The sequence below is a fragment of the Bradyrhizobium genomosp. I (2014) genome (assembly GCF_000261685.1).
Classification (GTDB): Bacteria; Pseudomonadota; Alphaproteobacteria; order Rhizobiales; family Xanthobacteraceae; genus Bradyrhizobium.
This window is the reverse complement of the sequence record NZ_AJQE01000210.1, coordinates 1-19,421: the sequence shown is the minus strand read 5'-3', so window position 1 is coordinate 19,421 and position 19,421 is coordinate 1. Positions and strand designations below refer to the sequence as shown.

Annotated in this window: 13 protein-coding genes; 7 read left to right on the top strand and 6 right to left on the bottom strand. The window is 64.4% G+C overall.

Going from position 1 to position 19,421, the window contains the following annotated elements; all coding sequences use genetic code 11:
• Window positions 1-317: 317 nt before the first annotated feature.
• Window positions 318-4,166 carry a methionine synthase gene (gene metH, locus IC50_RS20440; RefSeq protein ID WP_035708779.1) on the bottom strand — a complete coding sequence of 1,283 codons (3,849 nt, stop codon included), beginning with the start codon at window positions 4,164-4,166 and terminating at the stop codon, window positions 318-320.
• Between the two features lie 6 nt (window positions 4,167-4,172).
• Window positions 4,173-5,093 carry a methylenetetrahydrofolate reductase [NAD(P)H] gene (metF, locus tag IC50_RS20435; RefSeq protein ID WP_035708778.1) on the bottom strand — a complete coding sequence of 307 codons (921 nt, stop codon included), beginning with the start codon at window positions 5,091-5,093 and terminating at the stop codon, window positions 4,173-4,175.
• Between the two features lie 391 nt (window positions 5,094-5,484).
• On the opposite strand from metF, the gene IC50_RS20430 reads away from it, so the two are divergent.
• A complete protein-coding gene (locus IC50_RS20430; RefSeq protein ID WP_035708775.1) occupies window positions 5,485-6,498 on the top strand; it encodes an LLM class flavin-dependent oxidoreductase in 1,014 nt (337 codons plus the stop codon).
• A 168-nt stretch (window positions 6,499-6,666) separates the two neighbouring features.
• Here the strand turns inward: IC50_RS20430 and IC50_RS20425 are convergent, their stop codons facing one another.
• Window positions 6,667-7,524, bottom strand: a complete 858-nt coding sequence (locus IC50_RS20425; protein WP_035708772.1) for a prephenate dehydratase — start codon at window positions 7,522-7,524, stop codon at window positions 6,667-6,669.
• A gap of 37 nt (window positions 7,525-7,561) precedes the next feature.
• The gene (locus IC50_RS20420; RefSeq protein ID WP_035708768.1) at window positions 7,562-8,302 is read right to left on the bottom strand and encodes a 3-deoxy-manno-octulosonate cytidylyltransferase; all 741 of its coding nucleotides are present in this window, start codon (window positions 8,300-8,302) and stop codon (window positions 7,562-7,564) included.
• A 234-nt stretch (window positions 8,303-8,536) separates the two neighbouring features.
• On the opposite strand from IC50_RS20420, the gene IC50_RS20415 reads away from it, so the two are divergent.
• The 6 genes from IC50_RS20415 (at window position 8,537) to IC50_RS20390 (ending at window position 17,032) form a co-directional block, all read left to right on the top strand.
• Window positions 8,537-9,091 (top strand): c-type cytochrome, encoded by a 555-nt coding sequence (locus IC50_RS20415; RefSeq protein ID WP_035708766.1) that lies wholly within the window; start codon window positions 8,537-8,539, stop codon window positions 9,089-9,091.
• Between the two features lie 212 nt (window positions 9,092-9,303).
• Window positions 9,304-11,202, top strand: coding sequence for an extracellular solute-binding protein (locus IC50_RS20410; RefSeq protein ID WP_035708763.1), 1,899 nt, complete (start codon window positions 9,304-9,306; stop codon window positions 11,200-11,202).
• A 14-nt stretch (window positions 11,203-11,216) separates the two neighbouring features.
• Complete coding sequence (locus tag IC50_RS20405; RefSeq protein WP_035708780.1) at window positions 11,217-13,100, top strand: extracellular solute-binding protein; 1,884 nt, start codon at window positions 11,217-11,219, stop codon at window positions 13,098-13,100.
• Between the two features lie 2 nt (window positions 13,101-13,102).
• The gene (locus IC50_RS20400) at window positions 13,103-14,212 is read left to right on the top strand and encodes a microcin C ABC transporter permease YejB (RefSeq protein WP_035708761.1); all 1,110 of its coding nucleotides are present in this window, start codon (window positions 13,103-13,105) and stop codon (window positions 14,210-14,212) included.
• Window positions 14,212-15,390, top strand: a complete 1,179-nt coding sequence (locus tag IC50_RS20395; RefSeq protein ID WP_035708758.1) for an ABC transporter permease — start codon at window positions 14,212-14,214, stop codon at window positions 15,388-15,390. Before IC50_RS20400 ends, IC50_RS20395 begins: the two co-directional genes overlap by 1 nt.
• 4 nt (window positions 15,391-15,394) lie before the next feature.
• On the top strand, window positions 15,395-17,032 hold the full coding sequence (locus IC50_RS20390; RefSeq protein ID WP_035708755.1) for an ABC transporter ATP-binding protein: 1,638 nt from the start codon (window positions 15,395-15,397) through the stop codon (window positions 17,030-17,032).
• 109 nt (window positions 17,033-17,141) lie between these two features.
• Here the strand turns inward: IC50_RS20390 and IC50_RS20385 are convergent, their stop codons facing one another.
• Both IC50_RS20385 and IC50_RS20380 read right to left on the bottom strand, forming a co-directional pair.
• Entirely contained in the window at window positions 17,142-17,996 is an 855-nt protein-coding gene (locus IC50_RS20385; protein WP_035708752.1) for a C40 family peptidase, read from the bottom strand.
• The gene (locus IC50_RS20380; protein ID WP_035708749.1) at window positions 17,989-19,362 is read right to left on the bottom strand and encodes a leucyl aminopeptidase family protein; all 1,374 of its coding nucleotides are present in this window, start codon (window positions 19,360-19,362) and stop codon (window positions 17,989-17,991) included. The genes IC50_RS20385 and IC50_RS20380 overlap by 8 nt, the downstream gene beginning before the upstream one ends.
• Window positions 19,363-19,421: the final 59 nt, after the last annotated feature.

Below are 19,421 nucleotides of genomic sequence, written 5' to 3'. Positions count from 1 at the left end.
GCGAGCGGGGTGGGGTGATCTCTCCGCACGGGCAGCGTTGGGTGTCGAGAGACCTTCACCCCACCTCGGTCCGCATTCCGCTTCGCTCCATGCGAACCGATCCTCCTCCTTCAGGGGAGGATGGGCACCGTGCGCATTGCAAGGGTGAATGACGCATCCGCCGGCGGCGCTTCAGTGGGCACGTGAGCCGATGATGCAACAATACCCCTGTTTTGCCCGACGTCGCAAATCGGCCTTCGGCGACACCGAAAATGCTCAACCCTTTCAACCCCATCGCTACTGTGCATGGGGTTGTTTTTCACTTTTCGTGTTCGGAGCTATCCCGCCCCCGCACGCTTCTTCTGCCAGACGAGGTGCATCGCGCAGGTGCAGCCAGGCGGATGCGAGGCGAGATCCTTCGAGGTCTCGTCGTTCGCCGCCGTTGCCGCAAAGGCCTTGTCGGTCTGTTGCGACGGGATGTAGTTCAGCACCGGCGCCAGCCAGCGCTCGGCCTCCGCGACGCTCATGCCCTTGCGCGCGGCGTAGTCCTCGACCTGGTCGCGCTCGATCTTGCCGACGCCGAAATAATAGCTCTCGGGGTTCGCGAAATAGAGCCCTGATACGGACGAGCCCGGCCACATCGCAAAGCTCTCGGTCAGCTTCACGCCAGCGGTCGCTTCCGCGTCGAGCAGCTCGAACAGCGTCGCCTTCTCGGTGTGATCGGGCTGGGCGGGATAGCCGGGCGCGGGACGGATGCCCTGATACTTCTCCAGGATCAGCTCCTCGTTGGAGAGCGCTTCATCCGGCGCATAGGCCCAGAACTCGCGGCGCACGCGGGCATGCATGCGCTCGGCGAAGGCCTCCGCAAGGCGGTCGGCCAGCGCCTTGCACAGGATCGAGGAGTAGTCGTCGTTCGCTTTTCTGAAGCGGTCGGCGACCGCGTCCTCGCCGATCCCTGCGGTGACGACGAAGCCGCCGATATAGTCGGGCACGCCGGCGGGCGCGATGAAGTCGGCGAGCGCCGCGTTGAAGCGGCCCTCGCGCTTCTCCAGCTGCTGGCGCAGCGTGTGCAGCGTCGCAATTGGCTTGGTCCGGCTGTCGTCGGCATAGAGCACGATGTCGTCGCCTTCAGTATTCGCCGGCCAGAAGCCGATCGTGGCGCGCGCCCGGAACCATTTCTCATTGACGATGGTGTCGAGCATCTTGCGGGCATCGTCATAGAGCGAGCGCGCGACCTCGCCGACCTTGGCGTCGTCGAGGATGGCGGGGAAACGCCCGGCGAGCTCCCAGGTCTGGAAGAACGGCGTCCAGTCGATGTACGGCACGAGCTCGGCGAGGTCGTATTCGTCGAAGCTGCGAATGCCGAGGAAGGTCGGCTTCACCGGCTTGCTCCTGGCGAAGTCGACCGGCACGCGGTTGGCGCGGGCGTCAGAGAGCTTCAGGCGCTTCTTGTCGGCCTGCGCGCGCAGATGCGCCTCCGAGATCCTGGCGTATTCGGCCCGCACCTCGGCGGCATAGGCTTCGCGCTTCTCCGGCGAGAGCAGCGAGGAGGCGACGCCGACGGCGCGGCTGGCGTCGTTGACATGCACGACCGGACCGGCGCGATAGCTCGGGTCGATCTTCACCGCGGTATGCACGCGGCTCGTCGTGGCGCCACCGATCAGGAGCGGCAGCTTGAGGCCTTCGCGCTGCAATTCGCCGGCGAAGAACGCCATCTCGTCGAGCGAAGGCGTGATCAGGCCCGACAGCCCGACGATGTCGGCCTTCTCCGCCTTCACGGTCTCGACGATCTTCGCCGCCGGCACCATCACGCCGAGGTCGATGACCTCGAAATTGTTGCACTGGAGCACGATGCCGACGATGTTCTTGCCGATGTCGTGGACGTCGCCCTTCACCGTTGCGAGCACGATCTTGCCGGCGGACGAGGAGCCCTCGGTGCCGAGGCCGCTCGCGAGGTTGCGCGCCTTCTCTTCCTCCATGAACGGCATCAGGTAAGCCACGGCCTGCTTCATGACGCGGGCGGACTTCACCACCTGCGGCAGGAACATCTTGCCGTCGCCGAAGAGGTCGCCGACCACGTTCATGCCGGCCATCAGCGGGCCCTCGATGACGTCGAGCGGGCGCGAGGAATTCTTGCGGGCCTCTTCGGTGTCCTGCTCGATGAATTCGGTGATGCCGTGCACCAGCGAATGCGACAGCCGCTTCTCCACCGGCCATTCGCGCCAGGCGAGGTCGGCTTCCTTGCTTTCCGTCTTCTTGCCGCGGAATTTTTCGGCGAGCGCCAGCAGGCGCTCGGAGGCGCCCGCGTCGCGATTGAGGACGACGTCCTCGCAGGTCTGGCGCAGCTCCGGATCGATGTCGTCATAGACGATCATCTGGCCGGCATTGACGATGCCCATGTCCATGCCGGCCTTGATGGCGTGATACAGGAACACCGAGTGCATGGCCTCGCGCACCGGCTCGTTGCCGCGGAACGAGAACGACAAATTGGAGACGCCGCCCGAAACATGCGCGCCCGGCAGGTTCTGGCGGATCCAGCGCGTCGCCTCGATGAAGTCGACGCCGTAATTGTTGTGCTCCTCGATGCCGGTCGCGATCGCGAAAATATTGGGATCGAAGATGATGTCCTCAGGCGGGAAGCCGACCTTGTTCACCAGGATGTCGTAGGCGCGCTTGCAGATCTCGGTCTTGCGCGCGAACGTATCGGCCTGGCCGACCTCGTCGAACGCCATCACGACCACGGCCGCGCCGTGGCGGCGTGCGATCCTGGCTTCAAAGATGAACTTCTCCTCGCCTTCCTTCATCGAGATCGAGTTGACGACCGGCTTGCCCTGCACGCATTTCAGGCCGGCCTCGATCACGGAGAATTTCGAGGAGTCGACCATGACGGGGACGCGGGCGATGTCGGGCTCGGCGGCGACGAGGTTGAGGAATGTCACCATCGCGGCTTCCGAGTCGAGCAGGCCCTCGTCCATGTTGACGTCGATGATCTGCGCGCCGTTCTCGACCTGGTCGCGCGCGACCTGCAGCGCGGCGGTGTAGTCGCCGGCGGTGATCAGCTTGCGGAAGCGGGCCGATCCCGTGACGTTGGTGCGCTCGCCGACGTTCACGAACGGGATCGCGTCGGTCAGCATGAACGGCTCGAGGCCGGAGAGCCGCAGGCGCGGGGTGATCTCCGGCACGATGCGCGGCTTGTGCGGGGCGACGGCGGCGGCGATCGCCGCGATATGGTCCGGCGCGGTGCCGCAGCAGCCGCCGACGATGTTGACGAGGCCGTCGCGGGCGAACTCGCCGATCAGGCGCGCCATGTACTCGGGCGTCTCGTCATACTGGCCGAACTCGTTGGGCAGGCCTGCGTTCGGATAGGCACAAACAAGAGTATCGGCGACGCGGCCGATATCGGCGATATGCGCGCGCAGATCCTCGGCGCCGAGCGCGCAGTTGAAGCCGATGGTGATCGGTTTTGCGTGCCGCACCGAATTCCAGAACGCTTCCGGCATCTGGCCCGAGAGCAGGCGGCCGGACTTGTCGGTGATGGTGCCCGACACCATCACCGGCATGTCGATGCCGCGCTCCTCGGTGATTTCGGCGATCGCATAGAGGGCTGCCTTGGCGTTCAGCGTGTCGAAGATGGTCTCGACCAGCAGCAGGTCGACGCCACCGTCGATCAGGCCGCGGATCTGCTCGCCATAGGATTTGCGCAAATCGTCGAAGGTGACGGCGCGATAACCGGGATTGGAAACGTCGGGCGAGATCGAGGCGGTGCGGTTGGTGGGGCCGATGGCGCCGGCGACGAAGCGCGGCTTGCCGTCTTCAGCGGCAACGCGCCGTGCGGCATTGCCGGCGAGGCGGGCGCCTTCGCGCGCCATCTCGTAGACGACGTCGGTGAGGTCGTAGTCGGCCTGCGCGATCGAGGTCGTGGAGAAGGTGTTGGTAGCGACGATGTCGGCGCCAGCGCGCAAATAGGCGGCGTGGATGTCCTCGATCGCCTGCGGCTGGGTCAGGATCAACAAATCGTTGTTGCCGCGCAGGTCGCGATGGAAGTTCTTGAAGCGCTCGCCGCGGAAGGCGGCCTCGTCGAGCTGGAGGTTCTGGATCATCGTGCCCATGGCGCCGTCGAGCACGAGAATGCGTTCGCGCGCGGCGTCGAGGAGGGCGGTTCGCTTGGCGGAAGCGGGTACGGTCATCTGATCTTACGCAGCCTTCTGGGCGGTCTTGGCGCGAATGCCGAGCAAATGGCTGATCGCGAATACGAGATCGGCGCGGTTCATCGTGTAGAAGTGGAAGGTGTCGACGCCGTGCTTGGCGAGTTTCTGAACCTGCCCGGCCGCGACGGTCGCCGCCACCAGCTTGCGGGTCTCGGCGTCGTCATCGAGGCCTTCAAATTTCGCGGCGAACCAGTCCGGCACGGTGGTGCCGGCGCGGGTGACGAAATTGCGCGCCTGCTTGAAATTGTGCATGGGCATGATGCCCGGCACAATCGGGATGTCGATGCCGCGGGCACGGACGCGATCGAGATAGCGGAAGTAGAGGTCGTTATCGAAGAACACCTGGGTGATCGCGCGCGTCGCACCCGCATCGACCTTGGCCTTGAGCGTGTCGATGTCGGCATCGAAGTCGCGCGCCTCGGGGTGCTTCTCGGGATAGGCCGACACGCTCACTTCGATATCGCCGTGCCGCTTCTTGATCCCCGCGACGAGCGCGGCCGAGCTCTGGTAGCCGTCGGGATGGCTCGAATAGGGCGTACCGATGCCGCCGGCGGGATCGCCGCGCAAGGCCACGATGTGGCGGACGCCGACCTCGTGATAGCGGTCGACGATCTCGTCGATTTCGCCGCGCGAGGCGCCGACGCAGGTCAGATGCGCCGCCGGCAGCAGCGCGGTCTCCTTGAGGATGCGGGCGATGGTGGAATGGGTGCGCTCGCGGGTCGAGCCGCCGGCGCCATAGGTCACCGAGACGAATTTCGGCTCGAGCGGGGCGAGCCGGTTGATAGTGTCCCAGAGATTCCGCTCCATCTCCTCGGTCTTGGGCGGAAAGAACTCGAAGGAGATCGCAGGCTGCTTCAGGTGCCGTTCCTGCCCGTCGGCTCGGACAGGCGTCGTCAGGTCGGTCATGGCACCACTCGCTCCAAGGGTCTCGCTCAGCCACGGCGGCCGGCAGCCGCATCCAGGTCCGGCAGTTCAAGATAGGGCAAAGTCGGTTGGATCGACAGCCCATCAACGATGGGAAGTGGCCCACTTAGACCAGTAGATGCCCGATTTATTCAAGATCGACCGTTTTGAGTGGGAAGATGGTATTTTGACAATTATCTCTATAAATTCATAAGATTAACATCAATTGGGGTGACGTCGAGCGTCCTGATTCGACGTGGGCAAAAGGGAAAGGGGTGTTGTCGCGATTTTCCTTATCCCATCGCGGCAGGTCGACCCGGCGTGCGGCCGCACACGTCAGACCCGGGCGGCTAGCCCATTGCCGCCGCGCCGCCCTCCGCTACGTTAACGCGCCATGATCCCGCTCTCAGTCCTCGACCTCTCCGTAGTCACCACCGGCACCAAGCCGGCGGCGGCGCTGCGCAACAGCATCGATCTGGCGCGCCACGTCGATGGGCTCGGCTATGCCCGCTACTGGCTCGCCGAGCATCACAACCTCGCCTCCGTCGCGAGCCCCGCGCCCGACGTGATGATCGGGCAGATCGCGGCGGTGACGAAGCACCTCCGTGTCGGCTCCGGCGGGGTGATGCTGCCCAATCACGCGCCGCTGGTGGTGGCCGAGCGCTTCAAGATGCTGGAGGCGCTGTTTCCCGGCCGGATCGACCTTGGTCTCGGCCGCGCCCCCGGCACCGACGGTGCGACGGCTTACGCGCTCCGCAGTCGCCTCGACCGCCGCGAGGGTGACGATTTCCTGGAGCGGCTGCACGAGTTGATTCTGTGGGAGACCCGCGAATTTCCTGCGGGACACCCCTACAACAACGTCGTCGCCATGCCCGACGACACCAGGCTGCCGCCGATCTGGCTGCTCGGTTCCAGCGATTATTCCTCGGAGCTGGCCGCCCAAGTCGGCATGGGCTTCGCCTTCGCGCATCATTTCGCATCCCACGATGCAGTCGATGCGATGGTGCATTACCGCAACCGCTTCCAGCCCTCGGCGTGGCGCGCCGTCCCGCATGCGATCCTCGCGATCGCCGTCATCACCGCCGATACCGATCAGGAGGCCGAACGGCTCGCCAGCTCGTTCGATCTCAACCGGCTGCGCCGCGACCGCGGCCAATATCTCCCGCTGCCGAGCGTCGAGGAGGCGCTGGCCTATCCTTACTCCGACGCCGAGCGCACCTCGATCCTGCGCAACCGCTCCCGCCTGTTCGTCGGCAGCCCTGCGACGGTGCGGAGGAAACTGCAGCCGCTGATCGATGCGAGCAAGCCGGACGAGCTGATGGTGATCACCGCTGTGTACGACCACGAGGCGCGCAAGAAATCGTATTCACTGCTGGCGGAGGCGTTCGGGCTTGGAGCAGCGGGGTAGCTTACCCTCCCCTGGAGGGGGAGGGTCGATCGCGCGCAGCGCGAGCGGCGTGGGGTGATCTCTCCACTCGGGCAGTATTCGACGTGGAGAGACCGTCACCCCACCCCGTCTCACATTTCGCTGCGCTCAATGTGAGCCGACCCTCCCCCTCCAAGGGAGGGTGAGGGATCAATCCTGCGTTTCGCTGAACGTCGCGCGGAACGGATGTCCCGGATACACGCCGACGATGCGGAATTCGCGAGAGAAGAATTTCAGCTCCTCGATGGCGAAAGCGAGGCCCTTGTCGTCGGGGTGGCCGTCGACGTCCGCGTAAAACTGCGTGGCGAAGAAATTGCCGTCAACCATGTAGCTTTCGAGCTTGGTCATGTTGACGCCGTTGGTGGCAAAGCCGCCCAGCGCCTTGTAGAGCGCGGCCGGCAAATTGCGCACCCGGAAGACGAACGTCGTGACCAGCGGTCCGGAGCCTTGCGCCGCCCATTTCGGCTCACGCGCCAGCACCACGAAGCGCGTGGTGTTATGCGCCTCGTCCTCGATGTCCTCGGCGAGGATGTCGAGGCCGTAGATCTTTGCGGCAAGGCGCGAGGCGATCGCGGCCACCGTCTTGTCCTTGCGCTCGGAGATGTCGCGGGCGCTGCCGGCGGTGTCGGCGTGCACGATCGGCTTGACGCCGAGCTTGCGGATGATGCGCCGGCACTGGCCGAGCGCGTGCACGTGGCTCTCGACGCTCTTGATGTCTTCGAGCTTGGTGCCCTTCACCGCCATCAGTTGATGCCGAACCGGCAAGAACCATTCGCCGATGATGAAGAGGCCGGAGGCCGGCAGGAGGTGGTGGATGTCGGCGACGCGGCCGGCGACCGAATTCTCGATCGGGATCATGCCGAGATCGGCCTCGCCCGACGAGATCGCCGACAGCGCGTCCTCGAAGGTGGCGCAGGGCATCGGTTCGGCGTCGGGATAGGCCTCGACGATGGCGATGTGGGAATTGGCCCCGGGCTCGCCCTGGAATGCGATCTTCATCTTGCTCATGTCTTAAAGTGCTCCTGGTCGGCCTTGTAACAGCGGCTCAGGATTTGGAAAGGATGCTGCGGGCGGTCTCGAGATCGGGCGGCGTGTCGACGCCGCGGGGCACGCTGTCGACGATCATGATGTCGATGCGCATGCCGGCTTCCACCGCCCGGAGCTGTTCCAGGCTTTCCTGGCGTTCCAGGGGCGAGGGCGGCAGCGACACGAAGCGCTCCAGAGCCGCGCGGCGGTAAGCATAAAGGCCGATGTGGTGGTAACGCGGTCCGTTGCCATAAGGGGCGGTGGCGCGGGTGAAATAAAGTGCGCGCAGCCGCTTCGGCCCGATCGGCGAACCGATGGCCTTCACGACGCTCGGGGCGAGGTCTTCCTCCTCGGTGTGGATTTCCGAGGCCAAAGTCACGATATCGACCGCGGGGTCGGCAAAGGGTGGCAGCACCTCGCGGATGGTTTGTGGCGCAATGGTCGGGAAATCGCCCTGGAGATTGATCACGATCTCGGCCTTGCCCTCGGGATCGAGCTTTTGCATGGCCTCGTGGATGCGGTCCGAGCCGGAGGGGTGATCGGGGCGGGTCATCACGACCTCGCCGCCATGGGCTGATACGACGGACGCGATCTCGGGCGTATCGGTTGCGACCGCGACCCGGCCGATTGCAGCGGCCTCGGCCCGGCGCAGCACATGCACGATCATCGGCAATCCCGCGATGTCGGCGAGCGGCTTGCCGGGCAGGCGGGTGGCGGCCATGCGGGCCGGTATCAGCACCAGGATGCGGGGATCGATCATCGGGTTCAAAGGTCTGGGGTCAAGGGCCTGGAAGCGAGGCGTTTTCCGCGCTGAGAAATGGATTGGGGGCGGGCTGAGAGCCGGCTCGCTTATACGGGTTGCCAGACCCCGGGCAAACCGATATCTCAATGGCAAAACTCGGGGAAACAATAAGGAAGTTTTTGATTCTCCCGAGGCTCGTCCTGGCGGCCGCTTGGGCCGCTATTTCCTTCTTGCGGTGGGGCCTGGCCGGAAATGGACTCTTTCGAACTCAATAAGATTCTCGGTGCCGTCCTCGGCACCTGTCTCGTTCTGCTGGTGACGAGCTTCACCGCGAATGCGCTGTTCTCCCCCAAGATGCCGGAAAAGCCGGGCTTTGAAATCGCGGTGAAGGAAGATGCCGGCCATGGCAAGGAAGGCGCCGCTGCGGCCGCACCGTCCGAGCCGATCGAAAAGCTGCTCCAGACTGCCTCCGTCGAGAAGGGGGCTGCCGCCGCAAAGAAGTGCGGTGCCTGCCACACGTTCGAGAAGGGCGGCCCGAATCGGGTCGGTCCGAACCTCTACGGCGTCGTCGGCGAGGCCAAGGGCGAGGGCCGTAACGGCTTCAACTTCTCGGCCGCGATGAAGGCCAAGGGCGGCACCTGGACGTTCGACGATCTCAACAAGTTCATCGCCAATCCGAAGGGCTTCATCCCGGGCACCGCGATGGGCTTCGCAGGCATTCAGAAGGATTCCGAGCGCGCCGATGTCATCGCCTATCTGAACTCGCTGTCGGAGCATCCGCAGCCGCTGCCGACGGCCTCCAAATAAGGCCGCCGAAACGCATCTTGGAATGAGCGGCCAGGCTGAAATGCCTGGCCGTTTGCTTATCCAGGGCTCGCGGCCAGTTTATCGGGGCGTTTGGCCGCATCCCATCGGCCGCCCGGTCTCCAAGATGAGGAAAAAGCAACACATATTCGGTCGAAACCTCGTCTATATTAGGAACTTAAAGGAGTAGCCTCCTTCAAGACAGGGATGTTGATTTGGCCATAACCCGACGCGATCTTCTGCTCAATGGCACTGCGGCTGCAGCGCTCCCCGTCCTCGGTTCCGTCGCGGGCATTTCCAGCGGCGCAGCGCGGGCGCAATCCAGCACTGAGGCGCCTTGGCGCCACGCGCTGTCCCTGTTCGGAAAGGTCAAGTACCCCGCCGACTTCAAGCGCTTCGACTACGTCAATCCGGACGCGCCCAAAGGCGGCGTCGCGCGTCAGATCGCCGTCGGCACTTTCGACAATTTCAACATCGTCGTATCAGGTGTGAAGGGACAGGTCGCCGGTGCCGTCGCCTTCATCTACGAATCCCTCACGACGCCCTCGCTCGACGAGGTCTCGACCGAATACGGCGCGCTCGCCGAAGCGGTCAGCCACCCCGACGATTTCTCCTTCGTCATCTATCGTTTGCGGCCGCAGGCGAAATGGCACGACGGCAAGCCCGTCACCCCGGATGACGTGATCTTCTCGCTCGATTCCTTCAAGAAGCACCATCCGATGTACTCGGCGTATTACAGTCACGTGGTGAAGGCCGAGAAGGTCGGCGAGCGCGAGGTGAAGTTCGTGTTCGACGCGCCGGGCAACCGTGAACTGCCGCAGATCGTCGGGCAACTCATGGTGCTGCCCAAGCATTGGTGGGAGGGGACGGACGCGCAGGGCCGCAAGCGCGATGTCTCCGCCACTACGCTCGAGGTGCCGCTTGGTTCTGGCCCATACAGGGTCAAGGAATTCGTCGCCGGGCGCTCAATTGCGCTCGAACGCGTCAAGGACTATTGGGGCCGCGATCTCCCCGCCAATGTCGGCCGCAACAATTTCGACGAACTGCGCTACGAGTATTTCCGCGACGCCACCGTGGCGATCGAGGCCTTCAAGGCCGATCAAGTCGATTGGCGGACCGAGAACAGTGCGAAGAACTGGGCGACGGCCTACGACTTCCCGGCCGTTGCCGAAAAGCGGGTGATCCTCGAGGAATTCGCCAATCGCAGCTCGGGGGTGATGCAAGCCTTCGTGCCGAACCTGCGCCGCTCCAAGTTCAGCGATCCTCGCGTGCGTCGTGCGCTCAACTATGCCTTCGACTTCGAGGAGATGAACAAGCAGATCTTCTACGGCCAGTACAAGCGCATCAGCAGCTATTTCGACGGCATCGAAGATCTCATGGCGACCGGGCTGCCGCAGCGCAAGGAGCTCGAGATCCTCGAAACCGTCCGCGCCCAGGTCCCGCCCGAAGTCTTCACGACGCCCTACACCAATCCGGTCGGCGGCAGTCCGGAAGCCGTGCGCGACAATCTGCGCGAGGCGCTGCGCCTGTTCAAGGAGGCCGGCTACGAGGTGCGCGACCGCAAGCTGGTCGACGTCAAGACGGGCGCCCAGTTCACCCTGGAGCTGCTGAATTCCGATCCGAGCTTCGAGCGGATCACGCTGTTTTACAAGCCGTCGCTGGAACGGCTAGGCATTACCGTCAGCGTGCGGACGGTCGATCCGACCCAATACGAGAACAGGACCCGCGACTGGGACTTCGACATCGTCACCAACTCGTGGGGCGAGTCGCAGTCGCCGGGGAACGAGCAGCGCGAGTTCTGGTCGTCCAAGACGGCCGACATCCCCGGGTCGCGCAACATCGCCGGCATCAAGAATCCCGCGATCGACAAGCTGATCGAGCGGGTGATCTACGCCACCGATCGCGAAGATCTGGTCGCCGCAACCAAGGCACTGGACCGCGTGCTGCTGTGGAATCACTATGTCGTGCCGCAGTGGACCTACAACAAGGTGCGCACTGCGCGCTGGGACCGCTTCGGCCGCCCGGCGGAATTGCCCAGATACGGTCAGTCCGCCTTCCCGTTCATCTGGTGGTACGACGCAGACAAGGCGGCACGGATCGCAAAGAAGTCGTGAAGGACATTCCCCGCATGACGCAGATGTCACGCCGCCATGTGCTGGTCTTGGGTGTTGGCGGCGCCCTCGGGGCGTCGCTGGGCGCGCAGACGCGTGGTGCGCATGCATCGGATGCGGGAGTTGAGACCCACGGCATCTCGGCGTTCGGCGATCTCAAATATCCCGCCGACTTCCACCATTTCGACTATGTCAATCTCGACGCGTCCAAGGGTGGCACGTTCTCGCTGATCCCGTCGGTGCGCGCCTACAATCAGTCTTACCAGACCTTCAACTCGCTCAACGCCTTCATCCTGAAGGGTGACGGCGCGCAGGGCATGGACATGACGTTCGTGCCGCTGATGGTGCGGGCCAACGACGAGCCGGATGCGATGTACGGGCTTGCCGCCAAATCCGTGCGAATTTCGCCCGACAAGCTGGTCTATCGCTTCACGATGCGGCCCGAAGCGAGATTCCACGACGGCACCAAGCTTACCGCGCATGACGCTGCGTTTTCGCTGACGGCGCTGAAGACCAAGGGCCATCCGCTGATCATCGTGCAGATGCGCGACATGGTCAGCGCGGAAGCGCTCGACGATGCGACGCTCATCGTCACTTTTGCCAAGGGGCGCGCGCGTGACGTGCCGCTCTATGTCGCTGGCCTGCCGATCTTCTCGAAGGCGTACTACGCATCTCGCCCGTTCGATGAATCGTCTCTGGAGACCCCGCTGGGCTCGGGTCCCTACAAAGTCGGCCGGTTCGAGGTCAATCGCTACATCGAGTATGAGCGGGTGAAGGATTGGTGGGCCGCCGATCTGCCGCCCTGCCGCGGCACCTATAACTTCGACGTCGTGCGGTATGAGTTCTATCGCGACCGCGACGTCGCCTTCGAGGGCTTTACAGGCAAGAATTATCTGTATCGGGAAGAGTTCACCGCGCGCATCTGGGCGACGCGCTATGACTTTGCGGCGGTGAAAGATGGCCGCGTCAAAATGGAGGTCGTGCCCGACGATACGCCGTCCGGCGCGCAAGGCTGGTTCATCAACACGCGACGCGAGAAATTTAGAGATGCTCGTGTACGCGAGGCCCTGATCGATGCTTTCGACTTCGAATGGACCAACAAGACCATCATGTACGGCGCCTATGCCCGGACGGTGTCGCCGTTCCAGAACTCCGATCTCATGGCGAGCAACGGGCCTCCTTCGCAGGAAGAGCTGAGGCTGCTCGAGCCCTTCCGCGGTCAGGTTCCCGACGAAGTGTTCGCTGCGCCGTTTACGCCTCCGGTCTCGGACGGCTCCGGGCAAGACCGCAGCCTGTTGCGCAAGGCGCAGCAACTGCTGAACGAAGCCGGCGTACCGATCAAGGACGGCAAGCGGGTGCTGCCGAACGGCGAGGTGTTCAGGATCGAGTTCCTGCTGGACGAGCCTTCGTTCCAGCCGCACCACGCACCCTACATCAAGAATCTCGCGACGCTCGGCATCGAAGCGAGCGTCCGCCTCGTCGATGCTGTGCAGCACAAGGCGCGCCAGGAAGATTTCGACTTCGACATGACGATCCAGCGCTTCAGCATGTCGGCAACGCCGGGCGACGCCATGCGCGCGTTCTTCTCGTCGCAGGTCGCGGCGACCAAGGGCTCGTACAATCTGGCGGGCGTCGCCAGCCCGGCCATCGACGCCATGATCGAGAAAATCATGGCGGCCGACAGCCGCGAAGAGCTGACCGTCGCCTGCCGCGCCTTCGATCGGCTGTTCCGCGCCGGCCGCTATTGGGTGCCGCAATGGTACAACAAGACTCACCGGCTGGCTTATTGGGATCAGTTCGGCCATCCACCGAGGCTGCCGCGTTATGCCAACGGCGTCGGCGCCCCCGACATCTGGTGGCACGAATCCGCCAAGGCGGCCAAACTCGAGCAGGCAAAATAGCGATGAGCGCCTATATCGCCCGCCGCATCCTCCTGATGATTCCGACCCTGCTCGGAATCCTATTCGTCTCCTTCGTCGTCGTGCAGTTCGCGCCGGGTGGCCCGGTCGAGCGCGTGATCGCGCAGCTCTCGGGCGCCGATACCGGCGGCACGTCGCGCATTTCGGGCGGCGGCGACTTCGCGCAGCGTGCGCCCGGCCAGGTCGGTGCCGGCGGCGATGCCATCAACTCCAAATATCGCGGCGCGCAGGGGCTCGACCCTGATTTCATCAAGAAGCTGGAGGTGCAGTTCGGCTTCGACAAGCCGGCACCGGAGCGCTTCGCGCTGATGGTCTGGAATTTCGCCCGCTTCGATTTCGGCAAGAGCTATTTCCGCGACGTCAGCGTGATCCAGCTCATCAAGGAGAAGCTGCCGGTCTCGATCTCGCTCGGCCTCTGGCTGACGCTGATCACCTATCTGATCTCGATCCCGCTCGGCATCCGCAAGGCGGTGAAGGACGGCACGCGCTTCGACACCTGGACATCGACCATTCTCGTGCTGGGCTATGCCATTCCCGGCTTTCTGTTCGCAATCCTGCTGATCATCCTGTTTGCCGGCGGCTCCTTCTTCAACTGGTTCCCGTTGCGCGGACTGACCTCGGACGGCTGGTCGCAGTTTCCCTGGTACTGGAAGATCATCGATTATTTCTGGCATCTGACGCTGCCGCTGATCGCCATGGGACTAGGTGCCTTCACCACCATGACGTTCCTGACCAAGAACTCGTTCCTGGACGAGATCCGCAAGCAATACGTCATGACCGCGCGTGCCAAGGGCTGCAGCGAGAACCGGGTGCTCTACGGCCATGTCTTCCGCAATGCGATGCTGATCGTGATCGCCGGCTTCCCCGGGACCTTCATCCACGCCTTCTTCTCGGGCTCGCTTCTGATCGAGACCATCTTCTCGCTGGACGGGCTGGGGCTGCTCAGCTTCGAGAGCGTGCTCAACCGCGACTATCCCGTGGTGTTCGGCACGCTCTACATCTTCTCGCTGGTCGGCCTCGTGATCAACCTGGTCTCCGACCTGACCTATATGTGGATCGACCCCCGGATCGATTTCGAGGCGCGGGAGGTCTGATGACGATCACCGCTCCGACGCCGATCGAAACCACCGCGACGTCGCCGCCCGGCGATGCCGTTCCGATCGCGCGCAAGCCGTTCGCCCCATCACCGCTTAACAAGCGGCGATGGCAGAACTTCAAGGCCAACCGGCGCGGCTACTGGTCGTTCTGGATATTCATTGCCCTGTTCGTGATCTCGCTGTTCGCGGAGCTGATCGCCAACGATCGGCCCTTCCTGATCAAGTTCGACGGTCATCTGTATTGGCCGGCCTTCGTCACCTATTCGGAGACGACTTTCGGCGGCGATTTCGAGACGGCCGCCGACTATCGCGATCCCTATCTGCAGAAGCTGATCAAGGACAAGGGCGGCAGCATCGTCTGGCCGCTGATCCGCTATTCCTACGACACGCACAATCTCGACCTGCCGACGCCGGCGCCGTCGCCGCCCACCTGGATGTTGACGGAAGCGCAATGCAAGCCAGTGGTCGAGAAGAAGGGGCTGAAGAGCTGCCGCGACCTCGAATACAACTGGCTCGGCACCGACGATCAGGGGCGCGACGTGGTGGCGCGGCTGATCTACGGCTTCCGCATCTCCGTGCTGTTCGGCCTCTGCCTCACCATCGTCTCGTCCGTCATCGGCATCGCGGCGGGGGCGGTGCAAGGCTATTTCGGCGGGCGGGTCGATCTCATCTTCCAGCGCTTCATCGAGATCTGGACGGCGATTCCCTCCCTCTACCTTCTCCTGATTTTGTCCTCGGTGCTCGTGCCCGGCTTCTTCGTGCTGCTCGGCATCCTGCTGCTGTTCTCCTGGGTCTCGCTGGTCGGTCTCGTGCGGGCCGAATTCCTGCGCGGGCGCAATTTCGAATATATCCAGGCGGCGCGGGCGCTCGGTGTCTCCAACCCGGTCATCATGTTCCGCCACCTGCTGCCGAATGCGATGGTCGCGACCATGACCTTCCTGCCATTCATCGTGTCTTCGTCGGTGATGACGCTGACGGCGCTCGATTTCCTCGGCTTCGGCCTGCCGCCGGGATCGCCTTCGCTCGGCGAATTGCTGTCCCAGGCGAAATCCAATGTGCAGGCCCCCTGGCTCGGCTTCTCCGGCTTCTTCTCGGTCGCGATCATGCTGTCCCTTCTGATCTTCATCGGCGAAGCCGTGCGCGACGCCTTCGATCCGCGCAAGACGTTCAGGTGAGGCCATGGACGCGATCAACCAGCCCCTGCTCAGCGTGCGCGATCTCTCGGTGGCCTTCCACCAGGGCGGCGCCACCACGCTCGCGGTCGACGAGGTCTCGTTCCAGATCAAGCGCGGCGAATGCGTGGCGCTGGTCGGCGAGTCCGGCTCCGGCAAATCGGTCAGCGCGCTCTCGATCCTGAAGCTGTTGCCTTATCCGAACGCCTCGCATCCCTCGGGCAGCATCCGCTTCAAGGGACAGGAGCTGATCGACCGCTCCGAGCAGGAGATGCGCGAGATTCGCGGCAGCGACATCTCGATCATCTTCCAGGAGCCGATGACCTCGCTCAATCCGCTGCACACGATCGAGGCGCAGATCGGCGAGATCATCCAGCTGCACAATCCGACCAGCAATGCGCAGGCGCGCAGGCGGACGCTGGAGCTGCTGACGCAGGTCGGCATTCCCGATCCGGAGACGCGGCTGAAGAGCTATCCGCACCAGCTCTCCGGCGGCCAGCGGCAGCGCGTGATGATCGCGATGGCGCTCGCCAACGAGCCGGACCTTCTGATTGCGGACGAGCCGACGACGGCGCTCGACGTTACCGTGCAGGCGCAGATCCTGGCGCTGCTCGCCGAGATCCGCGCGCGGCTCGGCATGAGCCTGCTGTTCATCACGCACGACCTCGGCATCGTGCGCCGCATCGCCGACACCGTCTGCGTCATGAAGGGCGGCAGGATCGTCGAGCAGGGACCGGTCGAGCAGGTGTTCAAGAGCCCGAAGCATCCCTACACGCGCGATCTGCTGGCGGCCGAGCCGAAGCCCGACCCGGCGCCGCCGCAGCCGGACGCGCCGGTCGTTATGTCGACCGATGATCTGAAAGTGTGGTTTCCGATCAAGCGCGGCCTGATGCGCAAGACGGTCGGCCACATCAAGGCGGTCGATGGTGTCAGCGTCGCCGTGCGCAAAGGCGAGACGCTCGGCGTCGTCGGCGAATCCGGCTCGGGCAAGACCACGCTGGGACTCGCTCTGCTGCGGCTGATCTCCTCGAACGGGCGCATCGTATTCTTGGGGAACGACATCCAGGGCCTGCGCTTCCAGGAGATGCGGCCGTTCCGTCGCGACATGCAGATCGTGTTCCAGGATCCGTTCGGCTCGCTCAGCCCGCGCATGTCTGTCGCCGACATCATTGCCGAAGGTCTCTCCGTGCACCAGCCGAAGCTGTCGCGCGAGGAGCGCGAGGCGCGCGTCGTCAAGGCGCTCGAGGATGTCGGGCTCAACCCGGAGACGCGCTTCCGCTATCCGCATGAATTCTCCGGCGGCCAGCGCCAGCGCATCAGCATCGCGCGCGCGGTGGTGCTGGAGCCGGATTTCGTCGTGCTGGACGAGCCGACCAGCGCGCTCGACATGCTGTTCCAGGCGCAGATGGTCGATCTCCTGCGCGAGCTCCAGCGCAAGCGCGATCTCACCTACATGTTCATCTCGCACGATCTGCGCGTCGTCGCCTCGCTCGCCAGCCATCTGATCGTGATGCGCGGCGGCAAGGTGGTCGAGGAGGGGCAGGCTACCGAGCTGTTCAAGAATCCGAAGACGGATTACACGCGCGCGCTGTTCGCGGCCGCGTTCCGGCTGGAAACTGCCGGGAATGGCTCGGTGGCGACGTAGGAACTGCCGTCATTCCGGGACGCGCCTAGCGCGAACCGGGAATCCAGAGGTGATGGTGCGAGATTCCGGGTTCACGCGCGATGCGCGTGCCCCGGAATGACGGCGGTCATTACAGTCGCTTGATCGCAACAACCTCGCTGCCAGCCGCCCTGATCCGCGCAAGCGCCGGCTCGATCGGCTCGATCACGGTCGCCATGTGATGGGCATTGGCGTGAACCATGGTGCTGGCATCCCGGATGATGGCGACGTGGCCCTTCCAGAAGATCAGATCGCCGCGCAGCAAGCTGCCTCGCTCATGCGGCTCCAGCGCGCGGCCGAGCCCGGCCTGCTGCATGTCGCTGTCGCGCGGGCAGCCGATGCCCGCCGATGTCAACGACACCTGGAGGAGGCCAGAGCAGTCGATGCCGAAACTACTCTTGCCGCCCCACAGATAGGGCGTGCCAACGAAGCGCTCGGCGACGGCGACGAAGTCCGGTTCGCGATGATCGAGCGGAACGAGGTGCGTCTTCGGCAAGAATGCTCCCTCGCGCGTCACCGCGAAGGCCCCATCCTCACGTGCTATTGTGAACCTTGATCCAAATACCAGCGTGTCGGCCGGCGGCAGCTTGATCGACGGGCCGGGGAACGCAAAAGTCCGCAGCGCACTGACCTTGTGCGTCGGCGCGGCCGTCGGCTTCGAGAGCGCCGCATCCGGCAGCCAGCCGACATAGCCATCGTCATTGAGCTGGCCCCACGCCCAACCCTCGCCATTGCGATCGTAGATGGTGACGCGCTCACCGCGCAGGGCCTCCGTCAACAGCATGGCGTTCGAGGATGGCTGCTTGCGCATCGGCGCGATCGCCCCGACCACCTCGAATTCCTCGCCGGTGACGAAGCGATCCGCCTCGACCTTGCCTTCGAGATATTTCGCGGCGATGTCGCCCCGCGCCGGCGTCAGCCTTGGGTCGTGTCCTGGATCACGCATAGCGCTCGCTCAGCAACGTGTAGAGGGCGCGAGCGGCCTGGCACTCGCCGCCTTCGGGCCGCGCCGGCTTCGCCGATGGCGTCCAACCATAGATGTCGACATGCAGCCAGCTTTTGGCGTGCTCGACGAAACGTTGCAGGAACAGTGCGCAGGTGATCGAGCCGGCGAAGCCGCCGGACGGTGCGTTGGTGATCGTGGCAGTCTTGGAGTCCAGCCAGGCATCGTAAGGCGGCCACAGCGGCATGCGCCACAACGGATCGTTCTCCTTCACCGCGCAGCGCGCGACGTCGGCGGCCAGCGCCTCATCATTGGTGTAAAAGGGCGGTAAATCCGGCCCCAGCGCGACCCGTGCCGCGCCGGTCAGCGTACCCAGGTCGATCAGCAGGTCGGGCTTCTCCTCGTCGGCGAGCGCCAGCGCATCGGCGAGCACCAGACGGCCTTCGGCGTCGGTGTTGCCGATCTCGACCGTGATGCCCTTGCGCGAGGTGAAGATGTCGAGGGGGCGGAAGGCATTGCCTGCGACGGCATTCTCCACCGCCGGAATCAGCACCCGCAAGCGTACCCTCAGCTTCGCGTCCATCACCATGCGCGCGAGCGCCAGCACGTTGGCGGCGCCGCCCATGTCCTTCTTCATGATCAGCATGCCGCTCGACGGCTTCAGGTCGAGACCGCCGGTGTCGAAACACACGCCTTTGCCGACCAATGTCACCTTGGGATGAGCAGGGTCGCCCCAGCCGATGTCGATCAGCCGCGGCGCGCGGCTAGAGGCCATGCCGACGGCGTGGATCAGCGGGAAGTTCGTCCTCAGCTCCTCGCCGATGGTGCAGGCGAAGCTGGCGCCGAACTCGGTGGCGAGCGCCTGCGCGGCCGCGGCGAGCTGTTCCGGGCCCATGTCGTTGGACGGCGTGTTGATGAGGTCGCGCGCGAGCATTGCAGCATCAGCGATCCGCTCGATCTCTGCCGCCTCGACACCGTCAGGCGGAACCAGCCGAACGTCGGGCCGATCAGCCTTGCGGTAGCGGGCGAAGCGGTAGCAGCCCAGTGCGAAAGCGAGCGCCGCCAGCCGCGGATCGTGCGGCGCATTGGCAAAGCGATAGGTCCCGGGCGGCAGCAGGCCGGGCAGGGCGCCGGGTCGGAACAGGTCGCGCGATCTTGCACCCTCGTCCTCGAGGCCGAACAGCACCTGCGCAATCGTGCCGTCGGGCGCGGGCAGTGCCAGACAGCTGCCCGGCTTGGCGGCAAAGGCGCTCGCGGTTGCGAACTGGCGTTGCGCCGGCGGCAGCGTCTCGGCGACCCGATCCCAGCTCGATCTGGTGACGAAGGTGATCGGGATGGCGGTGGGCGACGTCTCGAAGACAGAAGGCATTGGCGGGTCCGGATCGTCAGATCAAGCGGGTCATGCGAACGGACGAGACTTCGCAGAGT

Bases quoted from the DNA above. Each gene is read 5' to 3' on its own strand.
- IC50_RS20420 (WP_035708768.1), bottom strand. From the start codon at position 8,302: ATGATCGATCCCCGCATCCTGGTGCTGATACCGGCCCGCATGGCCGCC.
- IC50_RS20385 (WP_035708752.1), bottom strand. From the start codon at position 17,996: ATGCGTGATCCAGGACACGACCCAAGGCTGACGCCGGCGCGGGGCGAC.
- IC50_RS20400 (WP_035708761.1), top strand. From the start codon at position 13,103: ATGAGCGCCTATATCGCCCGCCGCATCCTCCTGATGATTCCGACCCTG.
- IC50_RS20430 (WP_035708775.1), top strand. From the start codon at position 5,485: ATGATCCCGCTCTCAGTCCTCGACCTCTCCGTAGTCACCACCGGCACC.
- IC50_RS20425 (WP_035708772.1), bottom strand. From the start codon at position 7,524: ATGAGCAAGATGAAGATCGCATTCCAGGGCGAGCCCGGGGCCAATTCC.
- IC50_RS20415 (WP_035708766.1), top strand. From the start codon at position 8,537: ATGGACTCTTTCGAACTCAATAAGATTCTCGGTGCCGTCCTCGGCACC.
- metF (WP_035708778.1), bottom strand. From the start codon at position 5,093: ATGACCGACCTGACGACGCCTGTCCGAGCCGACGGGCAGGAACGGCAC.
- IC50_RS20395 (WP_035708758.1), top strand. From the start codon at position 14,212: ATGACGATCACCGCTCCGACGCCGATCGAAACCACCGCGACGTCGCCG.
- IC50_RS20380 (WP_035708749.1), bottom strand. From the start codon at position 19,362: ATGCCTTCTGTCTTCGAGACGTCGCCCACCGCCATCCCGATCACCTTC.
- metH (WP_035708779.1), bottom strand. From the start codon at position 4,166: ATGACCGTACCCGCTTCCGCCAAGCGAACCGCCCTCCTCGACGCCGCG.
- IC50_RS20405 (WP_035708780.1), top strand. From the start codon at position 11,217: ATGACGCAGATGTCACGCCGCCATGTGCTGGTCTTGGGTGTTGGCGGC.
- IC50_RS20390 (WP_035708755.1), top strand. From the start codon at position 15,395: ATGGACGCGATCAACCAGCCCCTGCTCAGCGTGCGCGATCTCTCGGTG.